Annotated in this window: 20 protein-coding genes and 1 pseudogene; 14 read left to right on the top strand and 7 right to left on the bottom strand. The window is 65.2% G+C overall.

The genetic code is table 11. The features are described 5' to 3' along the window. Positions 1 to 88 precede the first annotated feature (88 nt). Positions 89 to 2,200, bottom strand: a complete 2,112-nt coding sequence (gene paaZ / locus IDT60_RS17990; RefSeq protein WP_191080094.1) for a phenylacetic acid degradation bifunctional protein PaaZ — start codon at positions 2,198 to 2,200, stop codon at positions 89 to 91. Between the two features lie 141 nt (positions 2,201 to 2,341). Between paaZ and IDT60_RS17995 the strand changes: the two genes are divergently transcribed. From IDT60_RS17995 to IDT60_RS18025, 7 genes are all read left to right on the top strand, one after another. Continuing rightward, positions 2,342 to 2,788, top strand: a complete 447-nt coding sequence (locus tag IDT60_RS17995) for a PaaI family thioesterase (protein WP_191080095.1) — start codon at positions 2,342 to 2,344, stop codon at positions 2,786 to 2,788. Positions 2,789 to 2,884: 96 nt separating this feature from the next. Then, a complete protein-coding gene (locus IDT60_RS18000; RefSeq protein WP_191080096.1) occupies positions 2,885 to 3,367 on the top strand; it encodes a hotdog fold thioesterase in 483 nt (160 codons plus the stop codon). Positions 3,368 to 3,373: 6 nt separating this feature from the next. Continuing rightward, positions 3,374 to 4,738: a phenylacetate--CoA ligase PaaK gene (gene paaK, locus IDT60_RS18005; protein WP_191080097.1), complete on the top strand. Its 1,365-nt coding sequence runs from the start codon at positions 3,374 to 3,376 to the stop codon at positions 4,736 to 4,738. A 79-nt stretch (positions 4,739 to 4,817) separates the two neighbouring features. Next, positions 4,818 to 5,438, top strand: coding sequence for a TetR/AcrR family transcriptional regulator (locus IDT60_RS18010; RefSeq protein ID WP_191080098.1), 621 nt, complete (start codon positions 4,818 to 4,820; stop codon positions 5,436 to 5,438). Positions 5,439 to 5,536: 98 nt separating this feature from the next. After that, entirely contained in the window at positions 5,537 to 6,748 is a 1,212-nt protein-coding gene (locus tag IDT60_RS18015) for a thiolase family protein (RefSeq protein WP_191080099.1), read from the top strand. Then, positions 6,748 to 7,536, top strand: coding sequence for an enoyl-CoA hydratase/isomerase family protein (locus IDT60_RS18020; RefSeq protein ID WP_191080100.1), 789 nt, complete (start codon positions 6,748 to 6,750; stop codon positions 7,534 to 7,536). Before IDT60_RS18015 ends, IDT60_RS18020 begins: the two co-directional genes overlap by 1 nt. Beyond that, positions 7,533 to 8,390, top strand: a complete 858-nt coding sequence (locus tag IDT60_RS18025; RefSeq protein WP_191080101.1) for a 3-hydroxyacyl-CoA dehydrogenase family protein — start codon at positions 7,533 to 7,535, stop codon at positions 8,388 to 8,390. The genes IDT60_RS18020 and IDT60_RS18025 overlap by 4 nt, the downstream gene beginning before the upstream one ends. Positions 8,391 to 8,414: 24 nt before the next feature. Here the strand turns inward: IDT60_RS18025 and IDT60_RS18030 are convergent, their stop codons facing one another. Beyond that, the gene (locus IDT60_RS18030; protein WP_191080102.1) at positions 8,415 to 9,182 is read right to left on the bottom strand and encodes a hypothetical protein; all 768 of its coding nucleotides are present in this window, start codon (positions 9,180 to 9,182) and stop codon (positions 8,415 to 8,417) included. A gap of 128 nt (positions 9,183 to 9,310) precedes the next feature. Further along, positions 9,311 to 9,490 carry a hypothetical protein gene (locus IDT60_RS18035; RefSeq protein ID WP_191080103.1) on the bottom strand — a complete coding sequence of 60 codons (180 nt, stop codon included), beginning with the start codon at positions 9,488 to 9,490 and terminating at the stop codon, positions 9,311 to 9,313. A gap of 189 nt (positions 9,491 to 9,679) precedes the next feature. Between IDT60_RS18035 and IDT60_RS18040 the strand changes: the two genes are divergently transcribed. Further along, positions 9,680 to 10,153, top strand: coding sequence for a sensor histidine kinase (locus tag IDT60_RS18040; protein WP_191080104.1), 474 nt, complete (start codon positions 9,680 to 9,682; stop codon positions 10,151 to 10,153). A gap of 24 nt (positions 10,154 to 10,177) precedes the next feature. Here IDT60_RS18040 and IDT60_RS18045 read toward each other — a convergent pair whose 3' ends face one another. After that, on the bottom strand, positions 10,178 to 10,789 hold the full coding sequence (locus IDT60_RS18045) for an NADPH-dependent FMN reductase (protein WP_164204554.1): 612 nt from the start codon (positions 10,787 to 10,789) through the stop codon (positions 10,178 to 10,180). Between the two features lie 194 nt (positions 10,790 to 10,983). Between IDT60_RS18045 and IDT60_RS23440 the strand changes: the two genes are divergently transcribed. Together IDT60_RS23440 and IDT60_RS18050 are read left to right on the top strand one after the other, a co-directional pair. Then, entirely contained in the window at positions 10,984 to 11,118 is a 135-nt protein-coding gene (locus IDT60_RS23440; protein ID WP_255527066.1) for a hypothetical protein, read from the top strand. 103 nt (positions 11,119 to 11,221) lie between these two features. Then, positions 11,222 to 11,881 carry an SRPBCC family protein gene (locus tag IDT60_RS18050; RefSeq protein WP_191080105.1) on the top strand — a complete coding sequence of 220 codons (660 nt, stop codon included), beginning with the start codon at positions 11,222 to 11,224 and terminating at the stop codon, positions 11,879 to 11,881. A 19-nt stretch (positions 11,882 to 11,900) separates the two neighbouring features. Here the strand turns inward: IDT60_RS18050 and IDT60_RS18055 are convergent, their stop codons facing one another. After that, positions 11,901 to 12,863: a hypothetical protein gene (locus tag IDT60_RS18055; protein ID WP_223883795.1), complete on the bottom strand. Its 963-nt coding sequence runs from the start codon at positions 12,861 to 12,863 to the stop codon at positions 11,901 to 11,903. 212 nt (positions 12,864 to 13,075) lie between these two features. On the opposite strand from IDT60_RS18055, the gene IDT60_RS18060 reads away from it, so the two are divergent. Together IDT60_RS18060 and IDT60_RS18065 are read left to right on the top strand one after the other, a co-directional pair. Next, on the top strand, positions 13,076 to 13,414 hold the full coding sequence (locus tag IDT60_RS18060; RefSeq protein WP_164204550.1) for a hypothetical protein: 339 nt from the start codon (positions 13,076 to 13,078) through the stop codon (positions 13,412 to 13,414). Between the two features lie 172 nt (positions 13,415 to 13,586). Continuing rightward, positions 13,587 to 14,182, top strand: a pseudogene (locus IDT60_RS18065) (dTMP kinase). A 38-nt stretch (positions 14,183 to 14,220) separates the two neighbouring features. Here IDT60_RS18065 and IDT60_RS18070 read toward each other — a convergent pair. Further along, complete coding sequence (locus IDT60_RS18070) at positions 14,221 to 14,619, bottom strand: cupin domain-containing protein (protein ID WP_191080106.1); 399 nt, start codon at positions 14,617 to 14,619, stop codon at positions 14,221 to 14,223. 255 nt (positions 14,620 to 14,874) lie between these two features. Between IDT60_RS18070 and bcp the strand changes: the two genes are divergently transcribed. Together bcp and IDT60_RS18080 are read left to right on the top strand one after the other, a co-directional pair. Beyond that, positions 14,875 to 15,354 carry a thioredoxin-dependent thiol peroxidase gene (gene bcp / locus IDT60_RS18075; RefSeq protein WP_191080107.1) on the top strand — a complete coding sequence of 160 codons (480 nt, stop codon included), beginning with the start codon at positions 14,875 to 14,877 and terminating at the stop codon, positions 15,352 to 15,354. A gap of 54 nt (positions 15,355 to 15,408) precedes the next feature. After that, the gene (locus IDT60_RS18080) at positions 15,409 to 15,981 is read left to right on the top strand and encodes a GNAT family N-acetyltransferase (RefSeq protein ID WP_164204541.1); all 573 of its coding nucleotides are present in this window, start codon (positions 15,409 to 15,411) and stop codon (positions 15,979 to 15,981) included. A 214-nt stretch (positions 15,982 to 16,195) separates the two neighbouring features. Here the strand turns inward: IDT60_RS18080 and IDT60_RS18085 are convergent, their stop codons facing one another. Continuing rightward, positions 16,196 to 16,522, bottom strand: coding sequence for a hypothetical protein (locus IDT60_RS18085; RefSeq protein ID WP_223883796.1), 327 nt, complete (start codon positions 16,520 to 16,522; stop codon positions 16,196 to 16,198). Between the last annotated feature and the right edge of the window lie 137 nt (positions 16,523 to 16,659).

Genomic DNA, 16,659 nt, shown 5'->3' on the forward strand with positions numbered 1-16,659 from the left:
GCCTTCGAAAGGCGCTCAATTATTTACCGACCGTTCGTTCAGTATATGGGCCGATGGTGATGCGGGCAAGTGACGCGGGCTTTTTTGTTCAGCCCTTTTCCACGAGCGTGAGGACGTCGTAGGTGGCCACGATCTCGTCCTTCTGGTTGGTCAGTACCGCGTCCCAGGCAACTTCGCCGTACTCGTCCGTTTCGCGCGGGGTGATTTTCTTGGCCGTCAGGGTGACGCGGATGGAATCGCCGGCGGCCACGGGCGTGATGAAGCGAAGGTTCTCAAGCCCGTAGTTGGCCAGGACCGGGCCCGGCGCCGGCTCCACGAACAGCCCCGCGCCCCAGGCCAGGAGCAGGTAGCCGTGCGCCACGATACCCGGGAAGAATGGGTTGGCTTCGGCCGCTTCCTGGTTGGTGTGGGCGTAGAACGTGTCCCCGGTGGAGTTGGCGAACTTGGTGATTTCCTCCAAGGTCACCTCGCGCAGTTCCGAGCGGATGGCGTCGCCGATATGGAGGGTCGACAGCGACTTCCGGAACGGGTGCGTGCCCTCGGTGTTCGCCGTGAAGTTCCGGTCAGCACCGGTATGCCACACCCCGGTGACTGCGGTGAGCATGTTGGGTGAGCCCTGGATGGCGGTGCGCTGCATGTGGTGCATGACCGAGCGGATGCCGCCCAGTTCCTCGCCGCCGCCGGCCCGGCCGGGGCCGCCGTGGACCAGGTGCGGGACCGGGGAGCCGTGGCCTGTGGAGCTGCGGGCATCCTCGCGGTTGAGCATCAGGACACGGCCGTGGTGGGCTGCGATCCCGGTGACCAGTTCCCGTGCGACGGCCGGATCATTGGTGCAGACGGTGGCAACCAGGGAGCCGCCACCCCGGGCGGCGAGGCGGACGGCGTCGGGAAGGTCCTTATAGCCGATCACCGACGCGACGGGACCGAACGCCTCCAGCGAGTGGATCGCCTCCGCTTCCGGGTCATTCCAGCCCAGGACAACGGGTGACATAAAGGCACCCTCCGCCACAACGCCGGTGGTGCCGTCCGCAGAGGTGACCGACGGCGAATCGAGCGTTCCGTACGCAAGCTCACCGCCGGCGTCGATCATGGACTGCACCGCCGCACGCACATCGGCGAGCTGCTCGACGGACGCCAGGGCACCCATGGTGACACCCTCGGCGCGCGGGTCACCGAGGACAACACGCTCCTGGATGCGCTTACCGACGGCGGCAATCACCGCCGGAACCAGCCCCTCCGGAACGATGGCGCGCCGGATGGACGTGCACTTCTGCCCCGCCTTAACGGTCATCTCCGTGACCACGGACTTGATGAAGGCATCAAACTCCGGCGTACCCTCCACCGCGTCCGTGCCCAGGATCGCGGCGTTGAGGGAGTCCGTTTCCGAGGTGAACCGGACGCCGCCTTCCACCACGTTGCGGTGCGACTTCAGGGTCAGGGCGGTGGAGGCGGAACCGGTGAACGCCACCAGGTCGCGGTAGTCCAGGACGTCCAGCAGGCCGCGTACGGAGCCGGAGATCAGCTGCAGCGAGCCCGCGGGCAGGATGTTGGATTCGATGATCGCCTTCACCACGGCCGCGGCCACGTACCCGGTGGGTGTGGCGGGCTTGACGATGGTGGGTACCCCGGCGATAAAGGCGGGGGCGAGCTTCTCCAGCATGCCCCACACCGGGAAATTGAATGCGTTGATCTGGACTGCGACGCCCGGGATGCGGGTGTAGATGTGTTCGCCTGCGAACGAGCCGTCCTTGGACAGCACCTCCATGGGGCCGTCCACCACCACCTGGGAGTTGGGGAGTTCGCGCCGGCCCTTGGAGCCGAAGGTGAACAGCACGCCGATGCCGCCGTCGATGTCGATCATCGAGTCGATCTTGGTGGCGCCGGTCTGGGCGGAGAACGTGTAGAAGTGCTCGCGGCGGGCGTTCAGGTACTGCGCCAACTCCTTGAGCTTGAGCGCGCGCTGGTGAAAGGTCAGCTTGCCCAGCTCCGCCTGGCCGGTGGTGCGGCCGTACTCCACGACGGCGGCCAGGTCCAGGCCGTCGGCGCTTACCTTGGCCAGGACTTCCCCGGTGCTCGCATCGCGGACAGGGACGGCGGAAGCTGCCGAACCGGCATCAGGCGTCCACCAGGAATCCTGCACGAAGCTGGGGACGGTCTCGACGGTATTGACTGCGGCTTCAGCCGTTGCGGTGGTGGTCATCGTTGACAGGTCCTTCCAAAACGGGGACAAACGGTACACCAGATCATTACTGACCGGCCGTTCGGTAATATACCTACAGTACATGAATGCGCTGTGCTGCACACTGAAAGTTCGAGCGCCGCCGCCTACCAAGGAGAGTCCATGAACACCGCATCCCAGAAGAGCTCAGACGCAGCCCCCGAACTGGACGAACACACCCCCTGGAAGATCACCCTGGGCGAGCTCGACGAGAAGATGGGCGTGAAGATCATCGAGGAATCGGTGCAGCGCGTTGTGGCCACCATGCCCGTGGAGGGGAACAGGCAGTCGTTCGGACTGCTGCACGGCGGGGCCTCCCTGGCCGTCGGTGAGGCCGTGGGTTCCTGGGCCGCGGTGATCCATGCCAGCACGTTGGGGAAAACCGCGGTGGGCGTGGACGTGTCCGCCACCCACCACCGCTCAGCCCGCGAGGGCATGATCACCATCACCGCCACCCCCATCCATCTCGGCGGGACGCTGACCACCCACGAAGTCCTGATTACCAACGAGGCAGGCCAGCGGCTCTGCACCCTCCGCATCACCAACCTGCTGATGAAGCGGAAGCACTAGGCCGGAAGGCCTGCAGGCCGCCCCACTCTTGACACCGGCACCCCATGTGGGATTACCTAATGAACATTCGGTAAATAAAGCTGGAGGCAATGACGCATGACTGAAGCAGCCCTCTCCGGGGTCACCCATCCGATCCTGGAAAACGACTACGCCTCCGAATGGATGGGCATCGAAGTCCTCGCCGTCAGCGATGGCCATGCCACCATCCGCATGACCCTTCGGCAGGAAATGCTCAACGGGTTCGGCATGGCCCACGGCGGAATGATCTTCGCCTTCGCCGATACCGCATTCGCCCTCGCCTGCAACCCTGTGCACCCGGGACCCGGTGACACGGACAGCATCACCGTGGCTGCCGGCGTGGACATCAACTTCCTCAAACCTGCCTACCGCGGCCAGGTGGTCACGGCGGTGGCTGACCGCCGCTCCAGCGCAGGACGCAGTGGACTGTATGACATCCAAATTTTCGCCGCAGATCCCGTGCAAACCGGTTCTTCGCCCGATTCCCCGCTTGGCGCCGGCCAGCCGGGTGAACTCATCGCCGAGTTCCGCGGCCGCAGCCGCACCATCCCCAAGAAGTAGGAAACCATGAGCCTCCACGTCCCCGAAACGCCCACCTCCCAGTCCACCAAAGCAGGCACCGATGCCGTGCTGGACCCTGAGGAAACCATGTCCCGCGACGAGCTCGAGGCCCTCCAGCTGGGCCGCCTGCAGCACACCGTGGCCTACGCCTATGACCGCGTCCCGCTGTACAAGCGCAAATTCGACGACGCCGGCATCCACCCCAATGACCTGCGCGAACTCAGCGACCTGGGCAACTTCCCCTTCACCACCAAGGATGACCTGCGCGAGGAATACCCGTTCGGCATGTTCGCCGTCGCGCAGGCAGAAGTAGCCCGCGTGCACGCCAGCTCCGGCACCACCGGCCGGCCCACCGTCGTCGGATACACCAAAAAGGACCTGGCTGACTGGGCAAAGCTGGTGGCCCGTTCGCTGCGCGCCTCCGGCGTCCGCCCCGGCATGAAGGTCCATAATGCCTACGGCTACGGCCTGTTCACCGGCGGCCTGGGCGCCCACGCCGGCGCCGAAGCACTCGGCTGCACCGTCATCCCCATTTCCGGCGGCCAGACCGAACGCCAGATCCAGCTCATCCAGGACTTCAAGCCGGACGCCATCCTGGCCACCCCCACGTACCTGCTCACCATCGCCGATGCGATGGCGCACATGGGCATCGACCCGACGTCGACCTCCCTGAAGTACGCCGTCCTGGGTGCCGAGCCGTGGACCGAGGAGATGCGGCACGAGCTCGAGGTCACCATGAACATCAAGGCCTGCGACATCTATGGCCTCTCCGAAGTGATGGGCCCGGGCGTCGCCGGCGAGGCCGTGGAAACCCAGGACGGCAGCCACATCTGGGAGGACCACTTCCGTCCTGAGATCATCGACGCCTTCAACCCCGAGGTGGGCAAAGAGAACGTGCTGCGCGACGGCGAACACGGCGAACTGGTGTTCACGTCCCTGACCAAGGAAGCGCTGCCGATCATCCGGTACCGCACCAAGGACCTCACCCGCCTGCTCCCGGGCACCGCCCGCCCCGGGCACCGCCGGATGGGCCGCATCACCGGGCGCAGTGACGACATGATCATCCTCCGCGGCGTGAACGTTTTCCCGTCCCAGATCGAGGAGATCGCGCTCCGCATCCCGGAGTTGAGCCCGCACTTCCAGCTCGAACTCACCCGTCCGGAGGGCCAGCGGATGGACCAGATGACCGTCAAGATTGAACGCCGTGAGACCGTCTCGTTTGAACAAAGCACGACGGCGGCGCGCACCCTGCAGGAGCAGATCAAGATCCACGTGGGTTCTTCGTGCCGGGTGGACGTTGTGGAGCCCGGCTCCCTTGAGCGGTCCAACGGCAAGCTGCGCCGGATCTACGACATGCGGCCACAGCAGTAAAAGGTTCAGGCGGCGCAGCCTCCCGCTGCGCCGCCTGACCGGCACAGCCTGACCGACCGTTCGTGAGAAACTAGGCACCATGCCCAGCACCACCGATACCGCCAGTACCACCACCACCAAGCGCGGCCGCCCCGGCTACGACCAGCAGTCTGTGCTGCTCATCGCCGTCGATGTCTTTAACCGGCACGGCTATGACGCCACCTCCATGGGCATCCTGGCCGAGAACCTGGGCATCTCCAAATCGGCCATCTACCACCACGTGCCCTCCAAGGGCGACCTCCTCAAGCTCGCGCTGGATCACGCCCTGGGCGGCCTCGAAGCCATCCTGGAACAGCCCGAGGCCACCTCCGGCCCGGCCGATTCCCGGCTCGAGTTCGTGCTGCGGCAGACCGTGGCCGTGCTTGTGGAGCGCCTGCCGTTCGTCACGCTCCTCCTGCGCCTTCGCGGCAACACCGAAATTGAGCGCGACGCCCTCGAACGCCGCCGCACGTTCGACCACGAGGTGGCGGCGCTCATCTCTGCTGCCCGCGACGAAGGATCACTGCGCCAGGACATCGATCCGCGCACCGTGACCCGCCTGCTGTTCGGCACCATCAACTCGATCGTGGAATGGTACAAACCCGGCGGATCCCTCTCCCCCGAAAAACTGGCCGACGATGTCATCACCATCGCTTTCGACGGGCTTCACGCACCGCGCTAACAGTTGACCTCCACGGCTGGGCATGCAATCTTTATAGAACGAACGGTCGGTAACTAATTCAAGTCCGGCCCCGGTTGCGGTGTAAAGGATCTGTTCTTATGGTTGAGGCTTTTCTTGTTGGCGGCGTCCGGACGCCGGTTGGCCGTTACGGCGGCGCGCTGTCCTCTGTCCGCCCGGATGACCTGGCCGCGCTGGTGGTCCGTGAGGCCGTCTCCCGCGCCGGGCTGGATCCGGACAGCATCGAGGAGGTTATCCTCGGCAATGCCAACGGCGCCGGCGAGGAAAACCGCAACGTGGCCCGGATGGCCACCCTGCTGGCGGGACTCCCCCTCCACATCCCCGGGATCACGGTCAACCGGCTCTGCGCGTCCGGGCTGAGCGCCATCATCCAGGCAAGCCACATGATCAAGTCCGGCGCTGCGGACGTTGTGATCGCCGGCGGCGTGGAATCCATGAGCCGCGCGCCGTGGGTCCAGGAAAAGCCCGCCACCGCCTTTGCCAAGCCCGGCCAGATCTTTGATACCTCCATCGGCTGGCGGTTCGCCAACCCGAAGTTCCAAAAGGGTGACCTGGCACGCGACGGCAAGATGACCTACTCCATGCCCGAAACCGCGGAAGAACTGGCCCGCGTGGACAGCATCTCCCGCGAGGACGCGGACGCCTTCGCGGTCCGGTCCCATGAGCGGTCCCTCGCCGCCATCGCCGGGGGCCGGTTCACGGACGAAATCGTTCCGGTGACGGTCAGGACCCGCAAGGCCGAAACCGTGGTGGACACCGATGAGGGCCCCCGGGCCGGCACCACCATGGACGTGCTCGCCGGCCTGCGCCCCGTCATCCCGGGCGGCTCGGTGGTCACCGCCGGCAACTCCTCCACCCTGAACGACGGCGCCTCCGCGATCATCGTCGCGTCCGAAGCTGCCATCGAACGGCTGGGCCTGACTCCCCGCGCCCGCATCATCGACGGCGCCTCGGCCGGCTGCGAACCGGAAATCATGGGCATCGGGCCCGTCCCCGCCACGCAGAAGATCCTCAAGCGGAGCGGGCTCAGCGTCGGCGACCTGGGCGCCGTCGAACTCAACGAAGCGTTCGCCACGCAGTCCCTCGCGTGCATGCGCCGGCTGGGCCTGGATCCGGAGATTGTGAACAACGACGGCGGCGCCATCAGTTTGGGGCACCCGCTTGGTTCCAGCGGATCACGGATCGCCATCACCCTTCTGGGCAGGATGGAGCGCGAGGACGCGAAGATCGGCCTCGCCACCATGTGCATCGGCGTGGGCCAGGGCACTGCCATGCTGCTGGAGCGCGTCTAGTGGCGGCCGCGGATCTCGCGTCCGAACAGTTCAGCACCCTCCTGGTGGAAGAGCGCGACGACCGGGTAGTGGTTCTCCTCAACCGCCCGGAGGTCCGGAACGCCATTGACCAGCAGATGGTGGATGAACTGCACCTGGTCTGTGCTGCGCTGGAGCAGAATCCCAAGGTCCTGATCATCGCGGGCGTGGATGGCGTGTTTGCCTCCGGGGCGGACATCGCCCAGCTCCGTGAGCGCCGCCGGGATGACGCGCTGCAGGGCATCAACTCAACCATCTTCGTCCGGATCGCCAAGCTGCCCATGCCGGTCATCGCAGCCTTGGACGGCTACTGCCTGGGCGGCGGCGCCGAACTTGCCTACGCTGCGGACTTCCGGATCGGCACGCCCAGCGTGCGGATCGGCAACCCCGAGACCGGGCTGGGCATCCTTGCCGCGGCAGGTGCAAGCTGGCGGCTGAAGGAACTGGTGGGCGAACCGCTGGCCAAGCAGATCCTGCTCGCCGGTCTGGTGCTCCGGGCAGAGGACGCGCTGGCCGCAAACCTCATCACCGAAATCCACGAGGCCCCTGAGCTGATGGACGCCGCCCACAACCTCGCGGACCGGATCGGCCGCCAGGACCCGCTGGCCGTACGGATCACCAAGTCGGTGTTCCATGCCCCGGCCGAGGCGCATCCCCTGATTGATCAGCTGGCGCAGGGAATCCTGTTTGAATCCCAGGCCAAGTTCGACCGCATGCAGGCGTTCCTGGACAAGAAGAAAACGGACAAGACAGAGAAGAAGCAGCCATGAAAAACCCGAACCTCCCCTCCACCGTCGGCGTCCTCGGCGGTGGCCGCATGGGTGCGGGAATCGCCCACGCCTTCCTGCTCAACGGGGCCAACGTGCTGGTGGTGGAGCGTGATGAAGAGTCCGCCGAAGCCGCCCGCGAACGCGTGGAATCCGCCGCAGCCAAGAGCATCGAACGCGGCGCCACCGATGCCAACCTGGATGAGATGGTGTCCCGGCTCGCGGTCACGGTGGATTACGACGACTTCAAGGACCGCCAGTTGGTTGTGGAGGCTGTCCCCGAAGACTGGGACCTGAAGGTCACGGCGCTCCGGGGCATCGAAGCGCGGCTGGCCGAGGACGCCTTCCTGGCGTCCAACACGTCGTCCCTGTCCGTCAACGGCCTGGCCCGTGAGCTGAAGCGGCCGCAGAACTTCCTGGGCCTGCACTTCTTCAATCCCGTCCCCGCGTCCACCCTCATCGAAGTGGTACTTGGCGAACAAACCTCCCCCGACGCGGCCGCCGCAGCGAAAAAGTGGGTGGAGGCACTCGGCAAGACCGCCGTCGTCGTTAACGACGCCCCCGGCTTTGCCTCGTCCCGCCTGGGCGTGGCCATCGCCCTGGAAGCGATGCGCATGGTGGAGGAGGGCGTTGCCTCGGCTGAGGACATCGACAACGCCATGGTCCTTGGCTACAAGCACCCCACCGGCCCGCTGCGGACCACTGACATCGTGGGCCTGGACGTGCGGCTCGGCATTGCCGAATACTTGCAGTCCACGCTCGGGGACCGCTTCGCCCCGCCGCAGATCCTCAAGGACAAGGTGGCCCGCGGCGAGCTCGGCCGCAAGTCGGGCAAGGGCTTCTTCGACTGGCCCTGACCTCGCCTGCGCCATCCTGAGCGCCTACTTCGCGGGCCGCAGCGACGTGATCATCCGCTTGATGTCCTGGTACTCCGCGGTCCCGAGGTACAACTTGACCTGCTCCATATATGGCAGTGACTCGGCACCCGGTATCACGTTGTTGTACGGGTGGAAGAACGCCCCGAACATCGCAGCGGTGGGCGGCCAGGTGAAGAAATGGAACATGGCGCAGGCTGAGTCCCCGGCGGGCAGCTGACTGGTCTGGATGCCGTAGGCCGCTGCCGGGGTGTCGTCCGGACCCGGCACGTCGTCATTCCCGCGGGTCTCGAAGATAAAACGGGGCGTGGTGCCGTTGTGCGTCAGCGCCGGCAGCTCCTGTGATTCCAGCACCGAATACGGATAGCGCTCCATGCACGTGGACCCCGTGGCCATGTTCGTCCGGAGCGTGGCCAGCGTCTTGCCTGCCTGGTTGGTGACCTCCGCGAAGGCGCCCCCGCCCAGCGGCAGTTCCCCGGCAGGATCCCTGACGCTCCACGTCGCGGGGAGGTCGAAGGTCAGTGCACCGTCCGCCGTGGTGAAACTTGTCCACGCCGCCGGCGCCGGCGCGGTTGCGGTGGCTGTGGGTGTCCCGTCGGCTGTGGGCACCGGGGTTGCTGTTTCCGTTGGTGTGGCCGGCGCGGACGTGGCTGCTGTTGCCGTTGTTGTGGCCGGCGCCGGCGGCGGTCCCGCTTCCGGACCGCAGCCGGTGAGGAGCAACGCGGACAGAAGAACCGTGGGAATTACCGCGCGTGGTGCGGCGGGACTGCGCATCACACCCTCCTTTGGGCCTGACTTTGGTCCTTAAATTGTCCGGGCACCGGGCGCGAAAAGATCCGCGGGCGCGTGCTTTGGCACCGAACTGTTGCGTGGTGTAACAAATGGGCTGTGCCGCCGGGCTTTCAACCTTCGTCAGCAGCCTCCGGGTCCTCCTCCGGCTCGAACGTGTTGGGCTCATGGGTGGCGCCCAGGCCCACGCCGTCGCTCCCGGCGGGGATCCCGCCGTCGCGCTTTTCTGCCCCGTCAGCAGCGGCATCCTTCGGCTCGTCCTCAGGCAGGGATTCAGGTGAGTTGATGCTCATGGCTCCTCCTAGATGTGGGGGAATCACGCTACCAAGCGGGCCAACAAGAATGAACACTTGACGGAAAAGTTCCCTGCGTGGCCGGATTCCCAAAAATTTGATGCGATCTTGAGCGAACCCTTCGCAACCCATGCAGTTTGCGGTTCACTCTGGACTTATTAACAGAAAGACGGCGGGGAAGGCAGTTCAATGGGGAACGAATCAGCTCTCGACGAGGTAGTTGCGGTGGCAGGAGTGATCACTGATCACCATCCGCTCGACTTCTACAGCTTGGGGCTGGCCGGTTGTATTGACCGGCTGACAGGCCCTCTCCGCCAACAAGGGACGGCAGTCCGCTGGGATACTCCGCACTGGGGCATTGAGATCCCGGCGGACTGCGCGTCCCTCCTGTACCAGTCGGCCCGCGAAGCGCTGAGCAACGCTTTCAAGTACTCAGAGGCCTCCGAACTTACCGTCCAGCTTGCCGCCGTGGGTCACGGCGTGCGCCTGGTGGTGTCCGACGACGGAACGGGCTTTGACAGCCATCTGGCCTTCAGCGGGCGGCACCACGGGTACGGGCTGCGGCTCATGTCCGTTGCCGTGCACGAGGCCGGCGGCACCGTCGAGGTCTGTTCCACGCCAGGGAAGGGCACCACCGTAACGGTGACCCTCCCCCTGGACTGAGCCTGTGGGTTTGGGGCGGGTGGCTTACCGTGAAAGCTTGTCAGGGTCCGGTTCCGGATCGCCGATGTGGCCCGGCGCATTGGCCGCCAGCACGCGCTGGACGAACGCGCTGTATTCCTCCATGTAGTGCCGGAGGAACTTGGCCGTCGATTCATCCTGGATTTCGCCGTCTGCCCCGAAAACCTCGGGCTTGAACTGGATGTAGACCTCGGGGGCATTGAGCTGCGGCGCGTCCAGGAAGCTCAAAACACTGCGCATGGAGGACTGCATCACCGCCGTGCCGATGCTGCCCGGCGAGGCCCCGATGATGCCGGTCGGTTTGCGGGCGAAAGAGTTGGTGCCCCAGGGCCGCGATGCCCAGTCGATGGCGTTCTTGAGGGCTCCCGGAATGGAGCGGTTGTATTCGGGGGACACAAACAGGATGCCGTCCGAGGCCTCGATGGCTTCCTTGAGGGCACGTCCCGCCGGCGGAAAATCGGCGTCGTAGTCATAGCTGTAGAGCGGCAGGTCCTTGATGGGGATCTCGGTGAATTCCAGCTCATCCGGGGCGAGCTTGATCAGCGCCTGCGAGAGGGTGCGGTTGATGGAGCCTGAAGCCAGGCTGCCCACGAAATATCCGATCCTGTACGTTGCCATGCGAGTTCCTTCCCACAGCCGGCGGGCCGGCTGGCCGGTAAGTTTTGGCCGGTGAAGCGGCACAGTGCCCCCTCAGTCCAGCACATAACCCCTGCCGCAGCCATAGCTGCGCCGGGGTTATTGACACCCCGGTCCGGGAGGGGCTGAATGAGGGATATCCCGCTAGCCACAACACACCAAAGGGAGCATCAGTGATGAAGGACAAGCCAGCAGCACCGCAGCGGATCCACAGCGAAGCCCCGGCCGAAGGGGACGAGGCAGCGGACCCCACGGACATCCGCATGCACTCGCAGGAACCCGCCGAAGGCGCCGATCCGGACGACGATTAACGCTGCACCGTAACCCTCTGGAAACTGGTCCGCGGCGGCGATACCGTAAGCATACTGACCATATTGACGTGGCCAGCAGTCCGTTCCAGTCGAAGGAGACGCCATGAGCGGCAAGGTGCAGAAGAGGATTGTGGTGGACGTGCCGGTCAGCACGGCCTACCGGCAATGGACGCAGTTCGAGGATTTCCCGCATTTTATGGACGGCGTGGAAAGCGTCACCCGGCTCGGCGATAACCGGCTGAAGTGGGTGGCACGCATTGCCGGCGTGCGCCGGGAGTGGGAAGCAACCATCCTGGAACAGGTCCCGGACCGGAGGGTGGCGTGGGCTTCCACCGGAGGTGCCACCAACTCCGGCGCCGTGGAATTTACCGACGCCGGCGGGAACAGGACGGAGGTGGCCCTCACCCTGGAATACCTGCCGGAGGGCATGCTTGAAAAAGTAGGCGAGCTTCTCCACATGGTGGGCCGCCAGGCCGACCACGACCTCAGGAAATTCAAGACCTTCATCGAACACCAGGGCCACGCCGCGGGGGCATGGCGCCAGCCGGCCTCCAGTACCGCTGAGAGTCTGACGGGCGATGCACCGCAGGAGTACAACCGGTTCGCGCATCCGTTCGACCAGACCGGGGGCCTGGTGGACCTTGAGGGCGAGTCGGACGGTTCGGCAGAGGGCGAGTACTACAGCAGGGGTGAGCGGCGGGCCCGCAGGATGTCCGACGGCGGCGACTATCCGCCGCCGGGTGGCACCCTGTTCGACCGCTAATCCAGACAGCTAGCCGCAGCTAATCCCAGGCCGGCACCAGCACCACCTCATACTGAGTGGCCGTTGTGTCCATGAATTTGGCGTTCACAGCGGCCAGCGTGCTGCCGTGCCGTGTGTTGCTGAAGAGGGCAGCGGTGGTTGGAATTTTGAAGTTTCCGTTGGTGATCACCTTCCTGAGCTCTCCGGAGGACAGATCGTCAGCCAGCCGGATGCGGCTGATCTGGTTCTTGAAGTTCTGCACCGCCCAGAGCTGGTTGCCGCGGACCACGATCCCGTCAACATTGGGCACATCCACTCCGGCAATCTCCGCACTCCCGCCTGTCTCCGGGTCAACGGTGAACAGCCTGCCGAAGCCGGAGTGGGCAACGATCAGCACATCGCCGTCCCGGGCAGAAGCTATGCCGTTGATGTTGAAGGCTCCGGGCAGCGCCGCAGCCGGGCCGTTGAGCGTCAGCTTCTGCATGTCGCCCAGCCTGCCGTGCCGGCCCACGGGGATGAAGTAGAGCTCCCCGGCGGCCGAATTGGTGAACCAGGCGCCGTCCCGGGTGAGGGCAACGTCGTTGATGAAGCCGGAAGCCAGCGTAAAGTCCTTGACCGGCTCACCGGATTCGGTGTCGTAGACGTAGGCCTTGCCGGTGGAGCCGCCCGCCACGAACAGCAGGTCATTCCGGATGTCCGCCTTCATACCGACGGCCATCCGCGGTGTCGCATCAAAATCGGAAACGTCAATGTAGAGCTCCGCGTGGCCGTTCCGGAGGTCGCCGCGGTAGATGTCACCGAGCATCAGGTCACCGGCGTAGAAGGTTGTCCCCCGGCCGGCGGCTATCCCTTCAGCGGACGTTGCTCCCTCGAGCACAATGACTGAGTCCCCGGGCGGCGTGGCTAACGCTGGGCTGGCAGGAGCCAGCAGCCCCATAAGTGCGAAGAACACAATGGCGGTACGGCGTTGTACTCTTCCTGAATTCCGGATTGTGCGGGCCATTTTGCTTTCCTTGAATCGGCTGATCCGCACAGGCCAACATGCGGCAGGCCCGCACGGTTGTCCTGCCAGTTTATGCACCCTGCGGCAGGGCCCGCCAGAGCCGAATACCCCCTCTCTGGCGCGGTCACACTCGGGCCGCCGGGGCCGCGGGAAAGGCGCCGTGCCGCGCATTCTGCTTACAATCGAATCCTCAACCGCCTACTGAGGGACCCATGAAGAAACTCGCCACCGCCCTGATTGCCGCCGGCCTTGTGCTGACCGCATCGGCATGCACCGTGCCCACCAAACTTTCCAACGCCCAAACCTGCGAGCGTGTGCAGGTTGTCCTCTCGGACCCCGCGAACAACGCCGGCAAGACGGGCCTGGTGCGCCTCGCCAACCAGATCCGGCCCATTGAAGCTGTGGCGTCGGACGATCTCAAGCCTGCGCTCGGATCCTTCATCGAGTACGCCGACGAAGCCTCCAAGGAGACGCCGGACGAGGGCAAGCTTGGGGACATGCAGGCCAACAACCAGGCGGCCAGCACGGCGCTGTCCACTTACTGCCAGTAAGCACCCAGGGGAACCGTACGTATGGCGGCAGGCTGGCCGCCATACGTACGGTTTTGGTTTGCTGCAAGCCCCTTACCGCGCCACTGATCCTGTGAAATGTGCCTCACCGCGGGACGATCGCGCCCGCTCCGCCGTTTAACAGTCGGTTCAACAATCGGCGGGAGGAGGCCACGTGCTCATTGTTCTGACCGGAATCGACGGCTCGGGTAAATCCAGGGCCGCCCAGGCCTTGGTCTCCGCGGCCCGCGCAGAGGGCAAAAAGGCGCTGCTGCTCAACAACCATGCCGGCCGGCGCAGCATGTCCGTGCTGGGCGAACGGCTTGGGATCCGCTGGCCGCTCCGGCTGGGTGAGGCCGTGGAAACCACCCTCCGCGTCATCAACGTCCTGGTGTCCCACGCGAAGGCCAGCCGGTTCGACGGCCTGGTGGTGATGGACCGGCACCTGTACTGCCAGCTCGCCCTGCGCACTGCGAAAGGCCTGCCTCGCGGCCGCCTGCTCCCCTGGCTGTTGTCCCGGCTGCCGGCACCGGACGCGGTGGTGCACCTGGAGATCGAGCCCGCACTGGCCACCGGCGCATCATGGCGCGCGGCACTGACGCCGAAACGCTGGCCGACCTTTCAGCCTTCCGGGACGCCTACCGCTCCATGCCCGAGTACGGGGCATTCCTGGAGGTCGACGGCGGCCGTCCGCCGGCAGAGGTGCTGGCTGCGCTGAAGAACATCGTGCGCGGGATGACTCTGCGCGCGGCGGATCCCGCGGCGGCCTGATCCCCCTTTAATCTGGGGGTCGCCGCATCTGAGCCCGCTTAGATCAGCGCGTGCAGGCCCCTGCTCCGCGGCCGGCCGAAGGACGCCGCCCCGAGGAACTCGATGGCGACGAACGGCTCGGAGCCCACCACCCACTCATCGTGCCCGGGAGGCAGCGCATAGGTGTCATGGGCGCGGATAGTGGACCTCACGCCGTCGGACGTTTGAATCTCCAGCGAGCCGGAGACACAGTAGCCCAGATGGTTGTGCTCGCAGAAATCCGTCAGTTCCGTAGGCTTGGCGGACTCGGACCACCGCCAGCCGGGGGCGAGGATCAAGCGGGCCACGGAGTAGTCGTCGACGGTGACGAGATCGAACTCGGCCTTATCAGGGCATCTCTTTTTGTCCGGGACGTCCAGGGACTTAACGGCCAGGGCTCTGATGAAATTTGCGGTCATTAGGACACAGCCTAGGAAATGATTCGCGGGGGTATGAGGGCAGGGACCACACGGTCAGGTGTGGCTAAGGGCGGGCGGCGAGCGTACTGCAGAGACCATTTCTGAGTATCTTTAACCGTATCCATGCCGCCGCCGAAGTCAATGGAAAAGACTGTGCAAGCGGAATACTTCACATGACGCCCGAGTTGTTCCAAGAGCGCAAAGCCCGCTTCACTGGTTTTGCCCTAAACCGCAAGAGTCTCCCGAAGGAACGCCATGAGCCCCCAACTGACAGTCAAGCTTCAGCCAGGTACCCAGGCCCCGGAATTCACCCTCCAGGACGCCGCCGGCAAGGCAACTTCCCTGTCCGACTACCGCGGCAGGAACGTCATTGTGTACTTTTACCCGGCCGCGGCAACACCGGGCTGCACCACCGAGGCCTGCGACTTCCGGGACAGCCTCGCAACCCTCCAGGGCTCCGGCTATGAAGTGCTGGGCATCTCCCCCGACGCCCCCGAGCAGCTGGCCGCCTTCACCGGCGACTTCGGCCTGACCTTCCCGCTCCTGTCCGATGAGGACCACAGCGTGGCCCTCGCGTACGGGGCCTGGGGCGAAAAGCTGGTCAACGGCGAGATCACCGAAGGACTCGTACGCTCCACCGTGGTGGTGGACCGCGACGGAAACGTTGTCCTGGCCCAGTACCAGGTCAAGGCACAGGGCCACGTCGCCGCCCTTCGGGAGACGCTCGGCATCTAGCGCTTACTTTGCCAGTCAAGCCGGCACACAGGCAGCCGCGGATCGGAGTCAGGGATGGCGATCGAAATTCGCCCGGGCACCATTTTTGAAGACGTCCGGACCATCGTTGGGCCCAAGCGGCCCGACGCCACCGTGTGCTGGTGCTTGAGCTACCGCATCCCGTCCAAGCAGAACGTGGAACTGCGCGGGACCGCCCGTGGTGACCTCGTGCAGGAACTGGTGAAGCAGGATCCCCCGCCAGGGGTGTTGGCGTACGACGACGGCGACGTGGTCGGGTGGGCAGCTGTCCATCCGCGCGCTGACACCAGCTTCGCCCGCAACCGCAGGATTCCGCATGTGGACGACCTGGACGTGTGGTGCGTCTGGTGCATCAGGGTCCGTCCCGGCCACCGCGGCAAAGGCATCTCCCGCCATCTGCTCAAAGGTGCCGTGGAACTGGCCCGCAGCTACGGGGCACCGGCCATCGAGGGCTACCCGGTGGATAACCAGGGCGCCAAAGTGGATCTGACCATGGCCTACGTGGGAACGCGCAAGCTCTTTGAGGACGCAGGGTTCGTCAAGGCCGCTGACACCGGGTCAGTGCTCAACGGCTTCCCGCGGGTGCTGATGCGCCTTGACCTGCGCTGACCGGCACCCGGGGTGTGGCTCAGGGTTTCTTCCGCCAGTTGTTGGGCCAGTCCGAGTCGATCGCCCACAAGGCCAGGAGCAGCGCGTCCATTGTCATCAGCCCAGCTAAGAGGTAAGCCCAACCTGTGTACCAATGCACGGTGATCTCCTGACCCGGTAACCCCAGCCACTCGATGGTGGTAAGTCTGGCATGGATCGGGTCAGGAGGGAACGGCTATTTCAGGAGCCCTGCCAGGCGGCCGTGAACCTCGGTTTCACGGTTGAGCAGGCGGGTGAGCCTTTCGACTTTTTCGGAGAGTTCAACGCCCACCGCCAGCCGGTCGCCGGGCCAGCTGGAGGCTTCCCACGATTCCCCCAGCGCCTCAGCCAGCGAGCGGGAAAGAGAGCGGAGCTTCCAGGAATGGCTCAGGTAATGGACCGTCCGGCGGGGGCGTCGGCCCTGCTTCAAGAGCCGCCACGACTGAGCCACCCTGCCCCGCAGTCCGTTATTGAATTCAGTCTCTTCCATAACTCCTGCACCGTCCTCCGGCAAGCCGCTCATGCCTTCAAAGCCCTTCCTTGAAGCTCCTCCTTCGAGTGTGGCCAGCGACGCTCAAGGTCCCATCAAGCCAGCGCAAGTATTCCCACAAGACCTGTCACTCCAAAAACGGGGGTTGTAGCCGGAAGCGGCCGCCGCAC

The sequence above is a fragment of the Pseudarthrobacter sp. BIM B-2242 genome, from assembly GCF_014764445.1.
GTDB lineage: Bacteria > Actinomycetota > Actinomycetes > Actinomycetales > Micrococcaceae > Arthrobacter > Arthrobacter luteus_A.

Bases quoted from the DNA above. Each gene is read 5' to 3' on its own strand.
- paaK (WP_191080097.1), top strand. From the start codon at position 3,374: ATGAGCCTCCACGTCCCCGAAACGCCCACCTCCCAGTCCACCAAAGCA.
- IDT60_RS18060 (WP_164204550.1), top strand. From the start codon at position 13,076: ATGAAGAAACTCGCCACCGCCCTGATTGCCGCCGGCCTTGTGCTGACC.
- IDT60_RS17995 (WP_191080095.1), top strand. From the start codon at position 2,342: ATGAACACCGCATCCCAGAAGAGCTCAGACGCAGCCCCCGAACTGGAC.
- IDT60_RS18080 (WP_164204541.1), top strand. From the start codon at position 15,409: ATGGCGATCGAAATTCGCCCGGGCACCATTTTTGAAGACGTCCGGACC.
- IDT60_RS18035 (WP_191080103.1), bottom strand. From the start codon at position 9,490: ATGAGCATCAACTCACCTGAATCCCTGCCTGAGGACGAGCCGAAGGAT.
- IDT60_RS18050 (WP_191080105.1), top strand. From the start codon at position 11,222: ATGAGCGGCAAGGTGCAGAAGAGGATTGTGGTGGACGTGCCGGTCAGC.
- IDT60_RS18025 (WP_191080101.1), top strand. From the start codon at position 7,533: ATGAAAAACCCGAACCTCCCCTCCACCGTCGGCGTCCTCGGCGGTGGC.
- bcp (WP_191080107.1), top strand. From the start codon at position 14,875: ATGAGCCCCCAACTGACAGTCAAGCTTCAGCCAGGTACCCAGGCCCCG.
- IDT60_RS18045 (WP_164204554.1), bottom strand. From the start codon at position 10,789: ATGGCAACGTACAGGATCGGATATTTCGTGGGCAGCCTGGCTTCAGGC.
- IDT60_RS18055 (WP_223883795.1), bottom strand. From the start codon at position 12,863: ATGGCCCGCACAATCCGGAATTCAGGAAGAGTACAACGCCGTACCGCC.
- IDT60_RS18040 (WP_191080104.1), top strand. From the start codon at position 9,680: ATGGGGAACGAATCAGCTCTCGACGAGGTAGTTGCGGTGGCAGGAGTG.
- IDT60_RS18010 (WP_191080098.1), top strand. From the start codon at position 4,818: ATGCCCAGCACCACCGATACCGCCAGTACCACCACCACCAAGCGCGGC.
- IDT60_RS18000 (WP_191080096.1), top strand. From the start codon at position 2,885: ATGACTGAAGCAGCCCTCTCCGGGGTCACCCATCCGATCCTGGAAAAC.
- paaZ (WP_191080094.1), bottom strand. From the start codon at position 2,200: ATGACCACCACCGCAACGGCTGAAGCCGCAGTCAATACCGTCGAGACC.
- IDT60_RS18070 (WP_191080106.1), bottom strand. From the start codon at position 14,619: ATGACCGCAAATTTCATCAGAGCCCTGGCCGTTAAGTCCCTGGACGTC.
- IDT60_RS23440 (WP_255527066.1), top strand. From the start codon at position 10,984: ATGAAGGACAAGCCAGCAGCACCGCAGCGGATCCACAGCGAAGCCCCG.
- IDT60_RS18015 (WP_191080099.1), top strand. From the start codon at position 5,537: ATGGTTGAGGCTTTTCTTGTTGGCGGCGTCCGGACGCCGGTTGGCCGT.
- IDT60_RS18085 (WP_223883796.1), bottom strand. From the start codon at position 16,522: ATGAGCGGCTTGCCGGAGGACGGTGCAGGAGTTATGGAAGAGACTGAA.
- IDT60_RS18030 (WP_191080102.1), bottom strand. From the start codon at position 9,182: ATGCGCAGTCCCGCCGCACCACGCGCGGTAATTCCCACGGTTCTTCTG.